Here is a 17,658-nt window from a genome sequence, read left to right on the forward strand (position 1 = left end):
GCCCAAGGGCTGCGCTTTCGCTTTGAGCGGTGGCTTGCGATAGGCCGGGCTATGATGGCGGTGCGACCTTGCCCGCTCCGCCGCTCCTAGGCTTGCTACCGCGAAGCGCCTATGCGGCACCTAGCTCAAAACGCGGTAAGAGCACACCGAGGCCGAAATCTGGCCTAACCTATTGCCCCACAAGACCTTTCGTACCGTTGCATGTCCGCACTAACGACTTGACAGCGGACATTTTTTATTGCCTCTATCGCCGCTGCCCCCTTCGCCAATCAGAGCGGCGACCAACGCCTGTACAGCAATGCGCACCGGCCACACCAGCCATCACCGCGCAGCACAGCCGCAGCAAAAACACCATCGGGGAAAAGGGATTGCCACTAGATAGTCTTTTCCCACAGACAAAGAAAAGCCCGGACTAGCCGGGCTTTTCTAGGCGTAGCTAACTCAGATTACTGAACCTGAGCTTCCACTTCTGCTTCAACGCGACGGTTGATCTGACGACCTTCCTCAGTGGCGTTGTCAGCAACCGGACGGGACTCACCGTAACCTGCGGAGTTCACGCGGCCACCCTCAACACCGTATTCGTTGACCAGAACGTTGCGCACTGCTTCGGCACGACGCTCGGACAGACGCTGGTTGTACTGGTCAGTACCAACGGAGTCAGTGTGACCTTCAACAGTGGTGTTGGTCTGCGGGTACTGCTGCATGAAGTCAGCGAGGTTCTTGATGTCGCTGTAGCTTTCTTCACGAACGCGCGACTTGTCAAAATCGAACTTGACGTCCAGTTCGACACGGACCAGCTCAGGAGCAGGCTCTGGTTCGTTGTCGACAATCGGAGCCGGAGCCGGCTCTGGAGTCGGCTCGACTGCTGCAACCTCGCGAGCACCACCACCGAAGTTCAGACCGACACCAACACCAGCCATCCACTCAGCTTCATCTGCATCGATGTTGTACATGCCGTCGACGCTGGCCTTGGCAAAGAAGTTCTCGGTGAAGTAGTACTTCAGACCGGTACCAACATTAGCGAAGGTGCTGCTGTCACGACCGCCACGAGTCGCCTGGCCGATGCTCTGATGAGCCACACCAGCGGAGACGTACGGACGCAAGCCTACGCCTGGCGCGCCGAAGTGGTAGGCAGCATCCAGAGAAGTAAGGCTGCCCTTGATGTTCTTGTGGCTGCCATCGGCGCCGACCGGATCCTTGGAGGTCAGGTCATGGTATTCGCCGTAGGACAGGCCCAGGGAAACATCGTCGGTAAGGAAGTAGCTGGCGCCAGCGCCATAAAGCTCGCCGTCACGCTGCACGTCACGCGAGCTATCGGTGAAATAGTGCTTACCGAACGCTTCCACCTCTACGGCGCCCTGTCCTTGGGCCAGCGCGCTGAGAGAAGTGGCGGCAACCATCGAACCGATAACGACGCCTAAGGTGTTTTTAAGTTTCATCCGTAAATCCCCATCTGGTGGTTAGAATCAGAACAATCTAAGGAAACCGGCTGTCTGTATGCCCAAGCTGTTCGCAAGGTATAAGACAAGTTTCCAGGATTAAGTTTCAGTAGTATCGGAAAATTTTTCCCGCAGCTTATCGAGCGCACGCTTGTATCGCATCTTCGTTGCACTCAAACCCATATGCATGATGTCCGCGATTTCTTGAAACTCAAGTTCAGCAACAAAACGCAACACCAGTATCTCTCGATCGATCGGATTCACATGCACGAGCCACCGGTCGAGCCCAGTCTTCTCCTCGATTCTCGGCGCCTTCTCGTCGGATGCCTCTTCAAGCGGGTCGAGGCTGAGTGCGTCAAGCAAACGCCGTTTGCGGCGCTCCTTACGATATTGAGTAATGCATTCGTTATAAGTGATGCTATATAGCCACGTCTTGAATTTCGATTTGCCCTCGAAGTTTTTCAGCCCATATAAAACCTTGAGCATAACTTCCTGACATACATCGTCAGCGTCCCGCTCGTTCCCCAAGTAACGCGCACATACATTGAACAGTGTGCGCTGATATCGCCGCATAAGCTCTTCATATGCACGCGTTATATGAAATAGTTCGACATGAGCATGCTGCACCAGCTCTTCGTCGGTGAGCTGGCGAGGGTCGTAGCGCGATATGGACGATGGGGTTTTAGTCAAGACGCTTCGAGCCGGCAGTCGGGGGCACGGCCACCATTAAGGAAACCGGAAAAAAGGCGACGTACTTTACCAGAATCGCAAGGCTAACGGCTGCCGACGCGTTGTTCGAGCAGTACTCTGTTAGCGACAGAGGTCAGTTCGCCGTCGTCGGTCAGTAGCAATGTCTTGACTGTTCCGATTTCCTCGATCTGTCCTTCGATATCCGTCAGGCACACGCGCTGCCCTACCTCGTAAAGCTCACGCACATAGATGCCAGCCAGTATCTGCGATACCAGCTCGCGACTGCCGAGTCCAAACGCAAGCGCAACTGCCAAGCCGACGGTGATCAGCACGATGGCGATGACATAGTTGAGGAGTTCGGTCTTGACCTCGAGCTGTCCGATCGCAACGGAGATGCTGATGATGATCACGAGCCCCTGCGCCATGCGCGCCAGGCCGTTGGCATAGTCCAGCCCGACACTCTCGGCAGCGCCACGCACCAGGCCGCTGAGCAACTGCGCCAAGAGCACGCCTGCTAGCAGAATCAGTGCCGCGCCAAAGACTTTAGGTACGTAGAGGGCCAGCATATCCAGCGTTGCCGACACTCGCTCAAGCCCCAGCGATTCAGCAGCTGAAACCAGAAAAATGAGCAGCACAAACCAGTACACGACCTTGCCGATCAGCGCGGAAACCGGAATGCGGATCCCCGCCCGCCCCAGCAGCTTGGTCAGACCGGTACCCGCCATCAGCCGGTCCAGGCCCACCTTGGCAAGCACTTTGGAAAGCAGGGTGTCGAGGAGCTTTGCGACGACGAAACCAAGCAGGACGACGACCAATGCGCCGAACAATCGGGGAATGAACGCGGCGACGGAAGCCCAAAGGGAGCTCATCGCCGACAACAGACTCTGGGTCCAGGGATCGAATTCCATGATCAATCAGCCTTATCGAACGAACAGTTAGGTGTTTCTCGGCGAGAAACCGGAGCGACATGACCTGAGCCGCTGTTGACTGCGATCATCAAGGCCTGCAGCCAGTGACCGATCAGTGCAAACAGGTCACCGGCACCAACCTGCCGGTTGGCCGTTTTCAACACACGGCCCAGACAAGCGTCGTCATCATGAACCGAGGGCTTGTTGAGCAGATCGCGCAGGGATTCTTCGAAGGGATCGCGCATGCAAACCTCGCTAAAGTATGTGGTCTAGACGGCTTACGGTTAGGTGGGAGTCACATTCACACCCAACGCAGGCGGCGCAGTATCCACCATTGCAACAGCGCAACGCCGCCGATGAGCAGGCAGGCAACGACGAACCCGTAGGAAAACTCGGCCCCGGGAATACCACCCACATTGATCCCCAGCAGCCCAGTCAGGAAGCTGAGCGGCAGAAAAAAGCCGGTAATTATAGCCAGCAGGTACATGGTGCGGTTCATCCGCTCGCTCAGCCTGCGATGCTCCGACTCCAACACCAGATTCACGCGCTCGCGGACCATCTCGAGTTCTTCCAGATAACGGATGAGCCGGTTACTCAGCTCGTTCCAGTATTCAGTGTCATCCTCGGCAAACCAGCTCGGTTGATTACGCGTCATCTGGCCGTAGAGCTCGCGCTGCGGCAGCAGGAAGCGCCGCATGCTCGCGGCCTGCCGGCGCAAGGAAAGCATCGAAGCATGTTCCAGGGTGTATTGCTCATCTCCCTCGAGCCGCTCTTCCACGGCGTCAATGCGCTCGGCCAGCTGAGTGACCAGATCATCGACTCGCTCGGTCATCGCCTCTGCCAGATAGAGCAGCAGTTCAGAGGTCGATTTCGGCCCCCTACCTTCCGACAGCAATCGAATCACTACTTCGGTGGAGCGCAGCGGCCGAAGGCGAAGCGAAATGACCCGCTTTTGATCGGCGAATACGCGCACGGAAACCATGTCTTCCGGCTCGGCATCGGGGTTCAGATTCACCCCGCGCAAGAACAGCAAGAGCCCTTCCTGCGGCAGCGCCAAGACGCGCGGGCGCGTGTTCTCCTCAAGCAGCACATCGCAAGCGAACCCACTGAGCCCGCTTTGCCTGCGCAGCCAATCCTGCGCCTGGGGCTGACCACGATCCCAGTGCAGCCAGATGCTCTCATTGGCCGCAAGCTGCAGCTCAGGCAGATCGCTATAGCCAATCTGGCGAGCCCCACCGCTGCCATCGAGAACAAAGGCGTGGATCAGCCCGCGCTGTTCGCTTTCGGTTTCCCGCATCTATCCGTTCCGTCGCTGGTCATGAAAAGCCCGGCATCGCCGGGCTCAGGAGTGATGGCACGCACAGCCGTTAGAGCCGGCTTTACTCCGGCATGGAAAGCGGCTCAGGCGACACGATGATGCCGTTGTTATCGGCGTATACGTATTCACCGGGACGGAACGTCACACCGCAAAACGTCACCGGAACGTTGAGATCACCGATGCCGCGCTTGTCGGTCTTCATGGGATGACTGGCCAGGGCCTGAACGCCAAGCTCGGTCTGCGCGAGAACATCGACGTCACGAACGCAACCGTAGATAACCAGACCTTCCCAACCATTGCGTGCGGCTTTCTCGGCAAGCATGTCACCCAGCAGCGCACGACGCAGCGAGCCGCCGCCATCGACCACCAGCACCTTGCCCGTACCGTCGACGTCGACCTGGTCCTTGACCAGCGAATTGTCCTCGAAACACTTGATGGTCACGATCTCGCCACCGAAGGAATCGCGACCACCGAAGTTGCTGAACAGCGGCTCGACGACCTGCACCAGGTCCGGATAGGCATCGCACAGATCAGGCGTGACGTATTGCATGGGAAACTCCTTCTGCTTGGAAATTACGGCGACATCCAGCGTACAGCCATATAGGCGCGCATATTAGCCGCTGGACGCTCTAGGCGGAACGAAATCGCTGGAATGACGATTATCAGCACCAATGAAAACGGGGCTGACGCCCCGTTTTTTGTTACCGACTCAACCGTCAGATCTCGCGATCGGCCAGGAAGAACCAGGTATCGAGCACCGAGTCCGGATTCAGGGAGACGCTCTCGATGCCCTGCTCCATCAGCCACTTGGCCAGATCCGGGTGATCCGAAGGACCCTGACCACAGATACCGATGTACTTGCCGGCCTTGTTGCATGCCTGGATGGCGTTGGCCAACAGCTTTTTCACCGCCGGATTACGCTCATCGAACAGGTGGGCGATGATGCCAGAGTCGCGGTCCAGGCCGAGGGTCAGCTGGGTCATGTCGTTCGAGCCGATGGAGAAGCCATCGAAGAACTCCAGGAACTCATCTGCCAGCAGCGCATTGGACGGCAGCTCGCACATCATGATGACGCGCAGGCCATTCTCGCCGCGCTTGAGGCCGTACTTCGCCAGCAGATCGATGACCTGCGACGCTTCGCCCAGAGTGCGGACGAAAGGCACCATCAGCTCGACATTGGTCAGGCCCATCACGTCGCGGACTTTCTTCATCGCGCGGCATTCGAGCTCGAAGCAGTCACGGAACGAATCGCTGATATAGCGGGACGCACCGCGGAAGCCGAGCATCGGGTTCTCTTCTTCCGGCTCGTACAGCTTGCCGCCGATGAGATTGGCGTACTCGTTCGACTTGAAGTCCGACAGGCGCACGATGACCTTCTTCGGCCAGAACGCGGCGGCCAGGGTGCTTACGCCCTCGACCAGCTTCTCGACGTAGAAGTTGACGGGATCGTCGTAGCCGGCGATGCGCTTCTCCACGCTGCTCTTCACATCTGCGGGCAGACCGTCGAAGTTCAGCAGCGCCTTGGGGTGCACGCCGATCATGCGGTTGATGATGAACTCGAGGCGGGCCAGGCCGACGCCCTCGTTCGGCAGATGCGCGAAGTCGAAGGCACGGTCAGGGTTGCCGACGTTCATCATGATCTTGAACGGCAGTTCCGGCATGGCATCGATGGAGTTCTGACGAATGTCGAAGCCCAGCTCGCCATCGAAGATCAGACCGGTGTCGCCTTCGGCGCAGGAAACGGTCACGCGCTGACCGTCCTTCAGCAACTCGGTGGCATTACCGCAACCCACGACCGCCGGAATCCCCAGCTCGCGGGCGATGATCGCCGCGTGGCAGGTGCGCCCGCCACGGTTGGTGACGATGGCGCTGGCGCGCTTCATCACCGGTTCCCAATCCGGGTCGGTCATGTCGGAAACCAGCACGTCGCCCGGCTGAACCTTGTCCATTTCGCTAACGTCGTGGATGACCTTGACCGGGCCGGCGCCGATTCGCTGACCGATGGCACGACCTTCGACCAGCACAGTGCCTTTTTCCTTCAGCAGGTAGCGCTCCATGACATTGGCGCTGCTGCGGCTCTTAACGGTTTCCGGACGTGCCTGGACGATATACAACTGGTTGTCGTCGCCATCTTTGGCCCACTCGATGTCCATAGGACGCCCGTAGTGCTTCTCGATGGTCATGGCCTGCTTGGCGAGGTTGGTCACTTCTTCGTCGGTCAGACAGAAGCGCATGCGATCGGCCTGGTCGACGTCGACCGTCTTGACCGACTTGCCGGCGCTGGCTTCGGCGCCGTACACCATCTTGATTGCCTTGCTGCCCAGGTTGCGGCGCAGGATTGCCGGGCGACCGGCTTCCAGCGTGTGCTTGTGGACATAGAATTCGTCCGGATTGACCGCGCCCTGAACGACAGTCTCACCCAGGCCGTAGGCGCCGGTGATGAACACCACACCGCGGAAGCCGGATTCGGTGTCCAAAGTGAACATGACACCTGCAGTGCCGGTTTCCGAACGCACCATGCGCTGCACGCCGGCGGACAGGGCAACCAGCTTGTGGTCAAAGCCCTGGTGCACGCGATAGGCAATCGCACGGTCGTTGAACAGGGAAGCGAACACTTCCTTGGTTGCGCGGATCACGTTGTCCACGCCGCGTATATTGAGGAAGGTTTCCTGCTGGCCCGCGAAGGAGGCGTCCGGCAGGTCTTCGGCGGTGGCCGAGGAGCGTACCGCGACCGCCATGTTGTCATTGCCGCCGGACATTTCCGCGAATGCGGTGCGGATGTCGGCATCCAGTTGAGGCGGGAATTCAGCTTCCATCACCCAGCCGCGAATCTGCGCGCCAGCTTTGGCGAGGGCATTGACGTCATCCACGTCCAGCGCATCGAGAAGCGCATGGATCTGCTCGTTGAGACCGCTGAGCTCCATGAAATCACGATAGGCCTGGGCCGTAGTGGCGAAACCGCCAGGCACCGAAACACCCGCGCCTGCGAGGTTGCTGATCATCTCGCCGAGGGAGGCGTTCTTGCCCCCTACACGCTCAACGTCATGATTGCCGAGCTTATCGAGGGAAACTACGTACTCTACCAAGGTGATCTCTCCACATTAGTGTTGGAAACTCAACCGGAGCCTGGCCGCACGACTGTGGCCCGACCCTGCAAAATAAGTAACAATGCCCGCCAACCGGGCTCGGCGAAGGGCCTACTATAGCTGGGAACCGTTCTCGACTTAAGGCCCAAGGCACATGAAACGAACTGCTTTCTTCATTTCTGACGGCACAGGCATCACCGCGGAAACCCTGGGCCAGAGTCTTCTGGCACAGTTCGAGAACATTACCTTCACGAAGCTGACCCGCCCATACATAGACACCGCCGAAAAAGCGCGGGCCATGGTACAGCAAATCAATAATGCCGCGGAAAAGGACGGTGGCCGGCCGATCATCTTCGACACCCTGGTGAACCAGGAAATCCGTGACATTCTGGCCGAATCCAATGGCTTCATGATCGACATCTTCTCTTCCTTTCTTGCTCCGTTGGAACATGAACTGATGTCACGTTCCTCCTACTCCGTTGGTAAATCCCACTCCATCAGCCACAACGCCAATTACATGGAGCGTATCGAGGCGGTCAACTTCGCCCTCGATAACGATGACGGCGCCCGCACTCGCTACTACGACAAGGCTGACCTCATCCTCGTCGGCGTTTCCCGCTGCGGCAAAACACCGACCTGCCTGTATATGGCGATGCAGTACGGCATCCGCGCTGCCAACTACCCCTTGACCGAAGACGACATGGAGCGCCTGCAGTTGCCGAGCGCCCTCAAGGAGTACAAGGACAAGCTGTTCGGATTGACCATCGATCCGGATCGCCTTGCCGCCATTCGCCACGAGCGCAAACCCAACAGCCGTTATGCCAGCTTCGCTCAGTGCGAATTCGAGGTCCGCGAGGTGGAAAGCCTGTTCCGCCGCGAGAACATCAACTACATCAACTCGACCCATTTCTCCGTCGAAGAAATTTCTGCAAAGATCCTCGTGGAGAAAGGTGTCGAGCGTCGACTCAAATAAGTGCCGCTTCGCTAGACAACAAAAAGTCCGCTTGGTGCGGACTTTTTGCGTTTTTCAGCAGGAAGAATTCGCTTCCGGCAGCTGAAAGCGCATCAGAAAGAGTCGCCTGGCACGCGTACCCAGCCTTCCATCAGCACGCGCGCGCTGCGGCTCATGATCGCTTTGGTAACGGTCCACTGGCCGTCGATCTGCTTCGCCTCGGCACCGACCCGCAGCGTGCCGGACGGATGCCCGAAGCGCACGGCCTGACGCTCGCCACCACCTGCCGCGAGATTCACCAACGTGCCAGGCACCGCCGCCGCCGTACCGATGGCCACCGCACAGGTGCCCATCATGGCGTGGTGCAGCTTGCCCATGGACAACGCCCGCACGAGCAGATCGACCTCACCTGCATCGATGTTCTTGCCGGAAGACGCCCGATAGCTTTTCGGCTGGGAAACGAAGGCAACCTTCGGCGTGTGCTGACGGGTCAGCGCCTCCTCCGCGGTCTTGATCAAGCCCATTCGCAGAGCACCGGCCACACGAATCGACTCCAGACGAGCCAGAGCATCCGGATTGCCATTGATGTCCTCACGCAGTTCTGTGCCCTGGTAGCCGATGTCCTCGGCATTGACGAACACAGTGGGAATGCCGGCGCTGATCATGGTCGCCTTGAGCGTACCGATGCCCGGGACCTCCAGCTCATCGATCAGATTGCCGGTGGGAAACATCGAACCGCCCTCCTCGCCGTCATCCGACGGATCGAGGAATTCCAGCACGATCTCGGCAGCCGGAAAGGTCACGCCGTCCAGCTCGAAGTCGCCGGTTTCCTGCACTTGGCCGTCGGTGACCGGTACATGGGCGATGATGGTCTTGCCGATGTTGGCCTGCCAGATCCGCACCACACAGGTACCGTTCTGCGGAATGCGCTCGGCATCCACCAGGCCGGCATGCAGCGCGAACGCGCCGGCGCCGGTTGAAAGGTTGCCGCAGTTGCCGCTCCAGTCGACGAAGGGCTTGTCGATCGACACCTGACCATAGAGATACTCGACGTCATGATCAGGTCGAGTGCTCTTAGACAGGATGACGCATTTGCTGGTGCTGGACGTGGCGCCGCCCATGCCGTCGATGTGCGCCGAATAAGGGTCGGGACTACCGATCACGCGCAAGAACAGCTTGTCGCGCGCAGCGCCCGGCACCTGGCAGCTTTCCGGCAGGTCTTGCAACCGGAAGAACACGCCCTTGCTGGTGCCGCCACGCATGTAGGTCGCGGGAATTCTGATCTGGGTTTGATGAGCCATGAGTGAGTCCTGGCTGGAAGATGAATGGGTTGTAGGGTGGATCACGCTTTTCCATCCACCGCGCGGGCTGGTGCGGTGGATGGAAAAGCGCCATCCACCCTACGAGGACGGCCGGTCACGCCTGCCCGAGGAAGTCCTTTGCAAAACGCTGCAGTACGCCGCCGGCCTGGTACACGCTGACTTCGGCCGCGGTGTCGAGACGGCAGGTGACCGGGACGCGGGTTTCTTCACCGCTCTTGTGATGAATGACCAGCGTCAGGTCGCAGCGCGGCGACAGCTCGCCTTCGATATCGAAGGTTTCGGTGCCATCGAGGCCAAGGGTCAGGCGCGTAGTGCCCGGTTTGAACTCGACCGGCAGCACGCCCATGCCCACCAGGTTGGTACGGTGAATGCGCTCGAAGCCTTCGGCGACGATCACCTCGACACCCGCCAGGCGCACGCCCTTGGCCGCCCAGTCACGCGAGCTGCCCTGGCCGTAGTCGGCACCGGCCACGATGATCAGGTTCTGCTTGCGAGTCATGTAGGTTTCGATGGCTTCCCACATGCGCATCACCTTGCCTTCCGGCTCGACGCGCGCCAGCGAACCCTTCTGCACCTTGCCGTCGACCACCGCCATCTCGTTGACCAGCTGCGGGTTGGCGAACGTCGCCCGCTGCGCGGTCAGATGGTCGCCACGGTGGGTTGCGTAGGAATTGAAGTCCTCTTCCGGCAGGCCCATCTTGGCCAGGTACTCACCGGCGGCCGAATCCAGCAGGATGGCGTTGGATGGCGACAGGTGATCGGTGGTGATGTTGTCCGGCAGGATCGCCAGCGGACGCATGCCCTTGAGCGTACGCTCGCCGGCCAGCGCGCCTTCCCAGTACGGAGGGCGGCGAATATAGGTCGACATCGGGCGCCAGTCGTACAGCGGGCTCTTGGCTTCCTCGATGGTGCCCAGATCGAACATCGGGATGTAGATCTGCTTGAACTGCTCGGGCTTCACCGAGGACGCGACAATGGCGTCGATCTCCTCGTCGGACGGCCAGAGGTCTTTCAGGGTGATCGGATTGCCGTTCTTGTCGGTGCCCAGCACGTCCTGCTCGATATCGAAACGCACGGTACCGGCGATGGCGTACGCGACCACCAGCGGCGGCGAGGCGAGGAAGGCCTGCTTGGCATACGGGTGGATACGGCCATCGAAGTTGCGGTTACCGGAGAGAACTGCAGTGGCGTACAGGTCGCGCTCGATGATTTCCTGCTGGATCACCGGGTCCAGCGCACCGGACATGCCGTTACAGGTGGTGCAGGCGTAGGCGACGATGCCGAAACCGAGTTTTTCCAGCTCGCTGAGCAGCCCAGCTTCTTCCAGGTACAGCTTGGCGACCTTGGAACCCGGCGCGAAGGACGTCTTCACCCAGGGCTTGCGCACCAGGCCCAACTCGTTGGCCTTTTTCGCCAGTAGGCCGGCGGCCACCACGTTGCGCGGGTTGGAGGTGTTGGTGCAGCTGGTGATAGCGGCAATGATCACCGCACCATCGGGCAGCAGACCTTCGGCCTCTTCGGCGCGCGCAGCAGCCAGCTTGTCTTCGTCGGCGATGCCACGCTCGTGCAGCGCCGAGGTCGGCAGACGCTTGTGCGGGTTGGACGGGCCGGCCATGTTGCGCACCACGCTGGACAGGTCGAATTCGAGCACGCGCTCGTATTCGGCGCCTTCCAGAGCCGTCGCCCACAGGCCCGTTTCCTTGGCGTACTGCTCGACGAGCGCAACCTGCTCCGGCTCGCGACCGGTCAGCTTGAGGTAATCGATGGTCTGCTGGTCGATGTAGAACATCGAAGCGGTGGCGCCGTATTCCGGACACATGTTGGAGATGGTCGCGCGATCGCCGATGGTCAGGCTGTCGGCGCCTTCGCCGAAGAACTCGACCCAAGCTCCGACCACACGTTCCTTGCGCAGGAACTCGGTCAGCGCCAGCACGATATCGGTGGCGGTGATGCCAGGCTGACGCTTGCCGGTCAGGCGCACACCGACGATGTCGGGCAGGCGCATCATTGAAGGCAGACCGAGCATCACGGTTTCGGCCTCCAGGCCGCCAACGCCGATGGCGATCACACCCAGCGCATCGACGTGCGGGGTGTGCGAGTCGGTACCCACGCAGGTGTCCGGAAAGGCCACGCCGCCACGGGCTTGAATCACCGGCGACATCTTCTCCAGATTGATCTGGTGCATGATGCCGTTGCCGGCCGGGATCACGTCGACGTTCTTGAACGCGGTCTTGGTCCACTCGATGAAGTGGAAGCGGTCCTCGTTGCGGCGCTCCTCGACGGCACGGTTCTTCTCGAAAGCATCCGGGTCGAAGCCTGCAAATTCAACCGCCAGCGAGTGGTCGACGATCAGCTGGGTCGGCACCACCGGGTTGACCTTCGCCGGGTCGCCGCCCTGCTCCGCAATCGCATCGCGCAGGCCGGCGAGATCGACCAGCGCGGTCTGGCCGAGGATGTCATGGCAGACCACACGAGCCGGATACCACGGAAAATCGAGGTCGCGCTTGCGCTCGATGATCTGCTTCAGCGAATCGGTCAGCGCTTCGGGCTCACAGCGACGCACCAGCTGTTCGGCCAGGACGCGGGAGGTATAGGGCAGCTTGTCGTAGGCACCCGGTTGAATGGCTTCGATCGCCTCACGGGTGTCGAAGTAGTCAAGCCCAGTACCTGGCAAAGGTTTGCGGTGTTGTGTATTCATGCCGGAAGAACTCAATTCAGTAATGTTCTGTGGGGCAAGGTGCGGGGAGCCCGACGACGAGCTCCCTCGCTCCGATCAACGCTGGGCGATCGGGACAACCTTGCGCTGCTCCGGACCGATGTACTCGGCGCTCGGCCGAATGATCCGGTTGTTGCTGCGTTGTTCGAACACATGGGACGCCCAGCCGGTGACGCGCGAGCAGACGAAGATCGGCGTGAACAGCTTGGTCGGGATGCCCATGAAGTGATAGGCGGACGCATGGTAGAAGTCGGCGTTCGGGAAGAGCTTCTTCTGCTCCCACATGGTTTCGTCGACAGCCACCGAGACCGGATAAAGCACGGTGTCGCCCACTTCATCCGCGAGCTTTTCGGCCCAGACCTTGATCACCTCGTTGCGCGGGTCGGAAACGCTATAGATCGCGTGGCCGAAGCCCATGATCTTGTCCTTGCGCTCGAGCATGCCGAGGATCGCTTCGCGGGCTTCTTCCGGACTCTTCCATTGCTCGATCATGTCCATCGCCGCTTCGTTGGCGCCGCCATGCAGCGGACCGCGCAGCGAACCGATGGCACCGGTCACGCAGGAATAGAGGTCAGACAGCGTCGAAGCACAGACACGGGCGGTAAAGGTCGAGGCGTTGAACTCGTGCTCGGCGTAGAGGATCAGCGAGACGTTCATCACCTTGACGTGCAGATCGCTCGGCTTCTTGTCGTGCAGCAGAGCGAGGAAATGGCCTCCCAGGGTCTCTTCGTCGCTGGTGCAGTTGATGCGAACACCGTCGTGGGTGAAGCGATACCAGTAGCACATGATCGCCGGGAAAGCCGCCATCAGCCGCTCGGCCACGTCGCGCTGCTGGTCGAAGCTGAGCTCCGGCTCCAGCGTGCCAAGTACGGACGAACCGCTACGCATGACATCCATCGGATGAGCGCTAGCCGGGATGCGTTCCAGCACTTCCTTCAGTGCCTGCGGCAGGTCACGCATGGTCTTCAGGCGACTCTTGTAATCGGCCAGCTGCTGGGTGTTCGGCAGCTCACCGTAGAACAGCAGGTAGGCCACTTCCTCGAAATCACACTCGGCTGCCAGGTCGCGCACGTCGTAACCACGATAGGTCAACCCGGCACCGGTCTTGCCCACGGTACACAGGGCGGTCTGTCCGGCGATCTGTCCGCGCAGGCCCGCGCCGCTCAAAACTTTTGCTTCAGCCATTGCTATCTCCTTCTTGGATTTGTTCTGGATACTGCAAATCACGTTGAAAAATGGATCGCAAAGGCCCCATTGGCAAACCCAATGGGGCCTTCTCGTCAGCTCTTCTTCTGAGCGAACAGCGCGTCGAGGTGCTGCTCGAACGTGTGATAGTTGATGCGATCGTAGAGCTCCATGCGGGTTTGCATGGTGTCGATCACGTTCTTCTGCGTGCCGTCACGGCGCAGCGCGGTGTAGACATTTTCCGCGGCCTTGTTCATGGCACGGAACGCCGACAGCGGGTAGAGCACCAGGGAGACGTCGACGCTGGCCAGCTCTTCGGTGGTGTAAAGCGGCGTGGCACCGAACTCGGTGATGTTGGCCAGAATTGGCGCCTGCACGCGGTCGGCGAAGGTCTTGTACATCGCCAACTCGGTGATGGCCTCGGGGAAGATCATGTCGGCACCCGCTTCGATGCAGGCCGCGGCACGATCCAGCGCGGAGTTCAGACCTTCCACCGCCAGCGCATCGGTACGCGCCATGATCACGAAGCTGTCGTCGGTGCGCGCATCGACGGCCGCCTTGATGCGGTCGACCATCTCCTGCTGCGAGACGATTTCCTTGTTTGGACGATGGCCGCAACGCTTGGCACCGACCTGGTCCTCGATGTGGATCGCCGCGGCGCCGAACTTGATCATCGACTTGACGGTACGCGCCACGTTGAACGCCGAGGAGCCGAAGCCGGTGTCGACATCCACCAGCAGCGGCAGATCGCAGACATCGGTGATGCGGCGCACGTCGGTCAGCACATCGTCGAGCCCGGTGATGCCAAGATCCGGCAGACCCAGCGAGCCGGCAGCAACGCCGCCGCCGGACAGATAGATGGCCTTGAAGCCGGCACGCTTGGCCAGCAAGGCGTGGTTGGCGTTGATCGCGCCGACGACCTGGAGCGGATGCTCGCTGGCGACGGCGTCACGGAAACGCTGACCGGCAGAAGGAAGAGTCATGCATTACCCCTTTCATGTGGTGTTTGCTCAAGAACGCCAGTGAAGTGACGTTCGACATTGCGCTTGGAAGCGGCGATATGGCGGCGCATCAGCAGCTCCGCCAGTTCGCCATCGCGTTCGGCGATGGCATCGAGAATCCGGTGGTGTTCGGCGAAGGCCTGATGCGGACGGTTCGGCGTGGTGGAGAACTGGATGCGGTACATGCGCACCAGCTGATAGAGCTCGTCGCACAGCAGCTTGGCCAGTGTGCGGTTACCGCTACCCTGAATGATCCGGTAATGGAAGTCGAAATCGCCTTCCTGCTGGTAATAGCCGACACCGGCCTGAAACGCCTCATCGCGCTCGTGGGTGCTCAGTACCCGGCGCAGGTCGTCGATTTCCGCCTCAGTCATGCGTTCGGCCGCCAGGCGGCAGGCCATGCCTTCCAGGGATTCACGAATCTCGTAGAGCTCGATCAGCTCGGCATGACTGAGCGACACCACCCTCGCGCCAACATGCGGCACGCGGACCAGCAGCTTCTGCCCTTCCAGCCGGTGGATCGCCTCGCGCAATGGCCCGCGGCTTATGCCATAGGTACGCGCCAGCTCCGGCTCGGAGATCTTGCTACCCGGGGCAATCTCGCCTTTGACGATGGCAGCCTGGATCAGACGAAACACATGCTCGGCCAGCGTGCCACTGTCGAGCTGTTGCGCGGATGGGTGAAGCTCAACGGTATCCAGCATGATTGTCGACAATTCAAGTTTCGATGCGGCGAAAGTACGCCTGCATTGCCGACCAGTCAACAGCCCGCCCAAGCAGATTGTCGACACCTTTACTAAAGTCGTAAAAGCGGCAACCTGATCGGGATTAGCTTGAGCCAGGGCAGAGCGCCTTGTAGCGCCGTGAAACCAGCATGCTAGAATGCCAGCCTTTCGCGCCCCCGGCGCTTACCCGCAATGCCTGTCGCCGCTCGATCTCCAGTCATCCCTTCCTTAAGACAACAGGTTCCATGAGAGTAAAAGCCCACTTCCTGCTGTTCTGTACATTACTCCTGCCCGCGATCGGCACCGCTGCCGACAATACGATTTACGGTCTGAACGAACACGTTGGAATCCCCGATTTCAATCTGGAAGTGGACGCCAAGCTCGACACCGGCGCCCAGACCGCGTCGCTCAGTGCGCGTGACATCACCCGATTCAAGCGTGAAGGCGAGTCGTGGGTGCGCTTCTACCTTGCCGTCGACAGCGCCCACGCACACCCCATCGAGCGTCCGCTGGCACGCATCAGCAAGATCAAGCGCCGGGCTGGCGACTATGATCCGGAAGAGGAAAAAACCTATACGGCGCGCCCGGTTATCGAACTCGATCTGTGCATGGGCAAGGCCAAACGCACAATCGAAGTGAACCTCACGGACCGTACCGCTTTCCAATACCCACTTTTGATCGGTTCCGACGCGCTCACCCGCTTCGGCGCCCTGGTCGACCCAAGTCGCACCTTTATTGCCGGCAAACCCGGTTGCCTCAACGAATCTGACGCTGACGAGTAATACCCATGCGCGCTCTCACTCTGCATCTGAAAGTCCTGATCTTCATCCTCGTCGCTCTGGGAATTTCGATCACCGCCTACCAGATCTTCATACTGGGCATCCCGGTTACCGAAGACGAAACCGATGACCTGTGGAATATCGACGCCAAGGTCGAGTTCCAGGCCAGCCCACGCGAGCCGGTCAAGCTGCAGATGTACGTGCCGCCACTGAATCAGGAATTCGTCAGCCTCAACGAAAGCTTCATATCCAACAACTACGGCGTCAGCATCAACCGGGCCGACGGCAACCGCCGCGTCACCTGGTCTGCGCGCCGTGCGAGCGGAAACCAGACGCTCTATTACCGCCTCGTGCTCACCAAGCGCTACAGCGGTGAGCAGACCAAGGCCACCGGGCCGATCTTCCGCGACAGTCTTCCGGTGGAAGGCGCCGAGAAGATCGCTGCAGAAGCGCTGCTTTCTCCGATTCGTCAGCATTCCGCTGATGTGGAAACCTTCATCAGCGAAGCCATCAAGCGGGTCAACAATCCCAACGATGACAATGTCAAGCTGCTACTGGGCGGCGATGCATCCATCCCGAACAAGGCACGCGTCATCGAATTGCTGCTGTCCATCGCTCACGTGCCGATGGAGCGCGTGCATACCATTCGCCTGAACGCAGACCAGCCGCAAACCCCGGAACTCTGGCTACGCAGCTTCAACGGCGACAAGTGGCTGTTCTTCAACCCCGGCACCGGCGAGCAAGGCCTGCCGAATGACCGCTTGGTCTGGTGGACCGGTGACGAGCCGCTGATCAATCTGGAAGGCGGACGCAATCCGCAGGTGACCTTCACGCTCAACAACAGCGAAATGAACGCCATCCGCCTGGCCAAGCTGACCGACGAGAACACCGACGCCGACTTCCTCGAGTACTCGCTGTATGGCCTGCCCCTGCAGACCCAGCAGACCTACCAGATCATGATCATGATCCCGATCGGCGTGCTGGTGATCCTGATCCTGCGCAACCTCGGCGGCCTGCAGACTCTCGGCACCTTCACCCCAGTACTGATTGCCCTGGCGTTCCGCGAGACGCAGATCGGCTTCGGCATCATCCTGTTCACGCTGATCACGGCGCTGGGCCTGTCGCTGCGTTCGTACCTGGAACACCTGAAACTGCAGATGCTGCCGCGCCTCTCGGTGGTACTGACGTTCGTCGTGGTGCTGATCGCTGTGATCAGCCTGCTCAGTCACAAGCTCGGCCTGGAGCGCGGCCTGTCGGTCTCCCTGTTCCCGATGGTGATTCTGACCATGACCATCGAGCGCCTGTCGATCACCTGGGAAGAACGTGGCGGCGGCCATGCCTTCAAAGTGGCGGTCGGCACCCTGATCGCCGCGAGCCTGGCCTTCATGCTGATGAACATTCAGGAGTTGACCTACTTCATCTTCACCTTCCCAGCGGTGCTGCTGATCATGGTGGGCTTCATGCTGGCGATGGGTCGCTACCGCGGCTACCGCCTGACCGAGCTGTTCCGCTTCAAAGCCTTTCTGAAGGATTGAGC

15 protein-coding genes are annotated in these 17,658 nt (G+C 60.0%); 3 read left to right on the top strand and 12 right to left on the bottom strand.

All coding sequences use genetic code 11. The features are described from left to right. Positions 1–446 precede the first annotated feature (446 nt). The 7 genes from LO50_RS07795 to ppsA form a co-directional block, all read right to left on the bottom strand. Positions 447–1,439 carry an OmpA family protein gene (locus tag LO50_RS07795; protein WP_014820307.1) on the bottom strand — a complete coding sequence of 331 codons (993 nt, stop codon included), beginning with the start codon at positions 1,437–1,439 and terminating at the stop codon, positions 447–449. Positions 1,440–1,538: 99 nt separating this feature from the next. After that, positions 1,539–2,129 (bottom strand): RNA polymerase sigma factor SigX, encoded by a 591-nt coding sequence (gene sigX / locus LO50_RS07800; RefSeq protein WP_014820308.1) that lies wholly within the window; start codon positions 2,127–2,129, stop codon positions 1,539–1,541. An 83-nt stretch (positions 2,130–2,212) separates the two neighbouring features. Continuing rightward, positions 2,213–3,037 (bottom strand): mechanosensitive ion channel family protein, encoded by an 825-nt coding sequence (locus tag LO50_RS07805; RefSeq protein WP_044314632.1) that lies wholly within the window; start codon positions 3,035–3,037, stop codon positions 2,213–2,215. A 2-nt stretch (positions 3,038–3,039) separates the two neighbouring features. After that, complete coding sequence (locus LO50_RS07810; RefSeq protein ID WP_014820310.1) at positions 3,040–3,282, bottom strand: hypothetical protein; 243 nt, start codon at positions 3,280–3,282, stop codon at positions 3,040–3,042. A gap of 56 nt (positions 3,283–3,338) precedes the next feature. After that, positions 3,339–4,334: a zinc transporter ZntB gene (locus LO50_RS07815; protein WP_044314633.1), complete on the bottom strand. Its 996-nt coding sequence runs from the start codon at positions 4,332–4,334 to the stop codon at positions 3,339–3,341. An 82-nt stretch (positions 4,335–4,416) separates the two neighbouring features. Continuing rightward, entirely contained in the window at positions 4,417–4,905 is a 489-nt protein-coding gene (rraA, locus tag LO50_RS07820; RefSeq protein ID WP_014820312.1) for a ribonuclease E activity regulator RraA, read from the bottom strand. Positions 4,906–5,071: 166 nt separating this feature from the next. Beyond that, positions 5,072–7,441 carry a phosphoenolpyruvate synthase gene (gene ppsA / locus LO50_RS07825; protein ID WP_014820313.1) on the bottom strand — a complete coding sequence of 790 codons (2,370 nt, stop codon included), beginning with the start codon at positions 7,439–7,441 and terminating at the stop codon, positions 5,072–5,074. A 154-nt stretch (positions 7,442–7,595) separates the two neighbouring features. Here ppsA and ppsR point away from each other — a divergent pair, with 154 nt between their 5' ends. Continuing rightward, the gene (gene ppsR, locus LO50_RS07830; RefSeq protein WP_014820314.1) at positions 7,596–8,414 is read left to right on the top strand and encodes a posphoenolpyruvate synthetase regulatory kinase/phosphorylase PpsR; all 819 of its coding nucleotides are present in this window, start codon (positions 7,596–7,598) and stop codon (positions 8,412–8,414) included. A 92-nt stretch (positions 8,415–8,506) separates the two neighbouring features. Here ppsR and prpF read toward each other — a convergent pair whose 3' ends face one another. The 5 genes from prpF to LO50_RS07855 form a co-directional block, all read right to left on the bottom strand. Continuing rightward, entirely contained in the window at positions 8,507–9,694 is a 1,188-nt protein-coding gene (prpF, locus tag LO50_RS07835) for a 2-methylaconitate cis-trans isomerase PrpF (RefSeq protein ID WP_044314634.1), read from the bottom strand. A 115-nt stretch (positions 9,695–9,809) separates the two neighbouring features. Then, positions 9,810–12,413, bottom strand: coding sequence for a Fe/S-dependent 2-methylisocitrate dehydratase AcnD (gene acnD, locus LO50_RS07840; protein ID WP_044314635.1), 2,604 nt, complete (start codon positions 12,411–12,413; stop codon positions 9,810–9,812). A gap of 75 nt (positions 12,414–12,488) precedes the next feature. Further along, on the bottom strand, positions 12,489–13,616 hold the full coding sequence (prpC, locus tag LO50_RS07845) for a bifunctional 2-methylcitrate synthase/citrate synthase (protein ID WP_044314636.1): 1,128 nt from the start codon (positions 13,614–13,616) through the stop codon (positions 12,489–12,491). Positions 13,617–13,711: 95 nt separating this feature from the next. Continuing rightward, complete coding sequence (prpB, locus tag LO50_RS07850) at positions 13,712–14,599, bottom strand: methylisocitrate lyase (RefSeq protein ID WP_014820318.1); 888 nt, start codon at positions 14,597–14,599, stop codon at positions 13,712–13,714. Continuing rightward, entirely contained in the window at positions 14,596–15,321 is a 726-nt protein-coding gene (locus tag LO50_RS07855; protein WP_014820319.1) for a GntR family transcriptional regulator, read from the bottom strand. Before LO50_RS07855 ends, prpB begins: the two co-directional genes overlap by 4 nt. 266 nt (positions 15,322–15,587) lie before the next feature. On the opposite strand from LO50_RS07855, the gene rloA reads away from it, so the two are divergent. After that, entirely contained in the window at positions 15,588–16,124 is a 537-nt protein-coding gene (gene rloA, locus LO50_RS07860) for a retropepsin-like aspartic peptidase RloA (RefSeq protein WP_023444336.1), read from the top strand. A gap of 5 nt (positions 16,125–16,129) precedes the next feature. Then, complete coding sequence (rloB, locus tag LO50_RS07865; RefSeq protein ID WP_014820321.1) at positions 16,130–17,656, top strand: osmotic stress tolerance membrane protein RloB; 1,527 nt, start codon at positions 16,130–16,132, stop codon at positions 17,654–17,656. Positions 17,657–17,658 lie beyond the last annotated feature (2 nt).

The sequence above is a fragment of the Stutzerimonas stutzeri genome, assembly GCF_000935215.1.
Classification (GTDB): domain Bacteria; phylum Pseudomonadota; class Gammaproteobacteria; order Pseudomonadales; family Pseudomonadaceae; genus Stutzerimonas.

Bases quoted from the DNA above. Each gene is read 5' to 3' on its own strand.
- rloA (WP_023444336.1), top strand. From the start codon at position 15,588: ATGAGAGTAAAAGCCCACTTCCTGCTGTTCTGTACATTACTCCTGCCC.
- rraA (WP_014820312.1), bottom strand. From the start codon at position 4,905: ATGCAATACGTCACGCCTGATCTGTGCGATGCCTATCCGGACCTGGTG.
- acnD (WP_044314635.1), bottom strand. From the start codon at position 12,413: ATGAATACACAACACCGCAAACCTTTGCCAGGTACTGGGCTTGACTAC.
- prpB (WP_014820318.1), bottom strand. From the start codon at position 14,599: ATGACTCTTCCTTCTGCCGGTCAGCGTTTCCGTGACGCCGTCGCCAGC.
- LO50_RS07805 (WP_044314632.1), bottom strand. From the start codon at position 3,037: ATGGAATTCGATCCCTGGACCCAGAGTCTGTTGTCGGCGATGAGCTCC.
- ppsR (WP_014820314.1), top strand. From the start codon at position 7,596: ATGAAACGAACTGCTTTCTTCATTTCTGACGGCACAGGCATCACCGCG.
- LO50_RS07810 (WP_014820310.1), bottom strand. From the start codon at position 3,282: ATGCGCGATCCCTTCGAAGAATCCCTGCGCGATCTGCTCAACAAGCCC.
- prpF (WP_044314634.1), bottom strand. From the start codon at position 9,694: ATGGCTCATCAAACCCAGATCAGAATTCCCGCGACCTACATGCGTGGC.
- rloB (WP_014820321.1), top strand. From the start codon at position 16,130: ATGCGCGCTCTCACTCTGCATCTGAAAGTCCTGATCTTCATCCTCGTC.
- LO50_RS07815 (WP_044314633.1), bottom strand. From the start codon at position 4,334: ATGCGGGAAACCGAAAGCGAACAGCGCGGGCTGATCCACGCCTTTGTT.
- LO50_RS07795 (WP_014820307.1), bottom strand. From the start codon at position 1,439: ATGAAACTTAAAAACACCTTAGGCGTCGTTATCGGTTCGATGGTTGCC.
- LO50_RS07855 (WP_014820319.1), bottom strand. From the start codon at position 15,321: ATGCTGGATACCGTTGAGCTTCACCCATCCGCGCAACAGCTCGACAGT.
- prpC (WP_044314636.1), bottom strand. From the start codon at position 13,616: ATGGCTGAAGCAAAAGTTTTGAGCGGCGCGGGCCTGCGCGGACAGATC.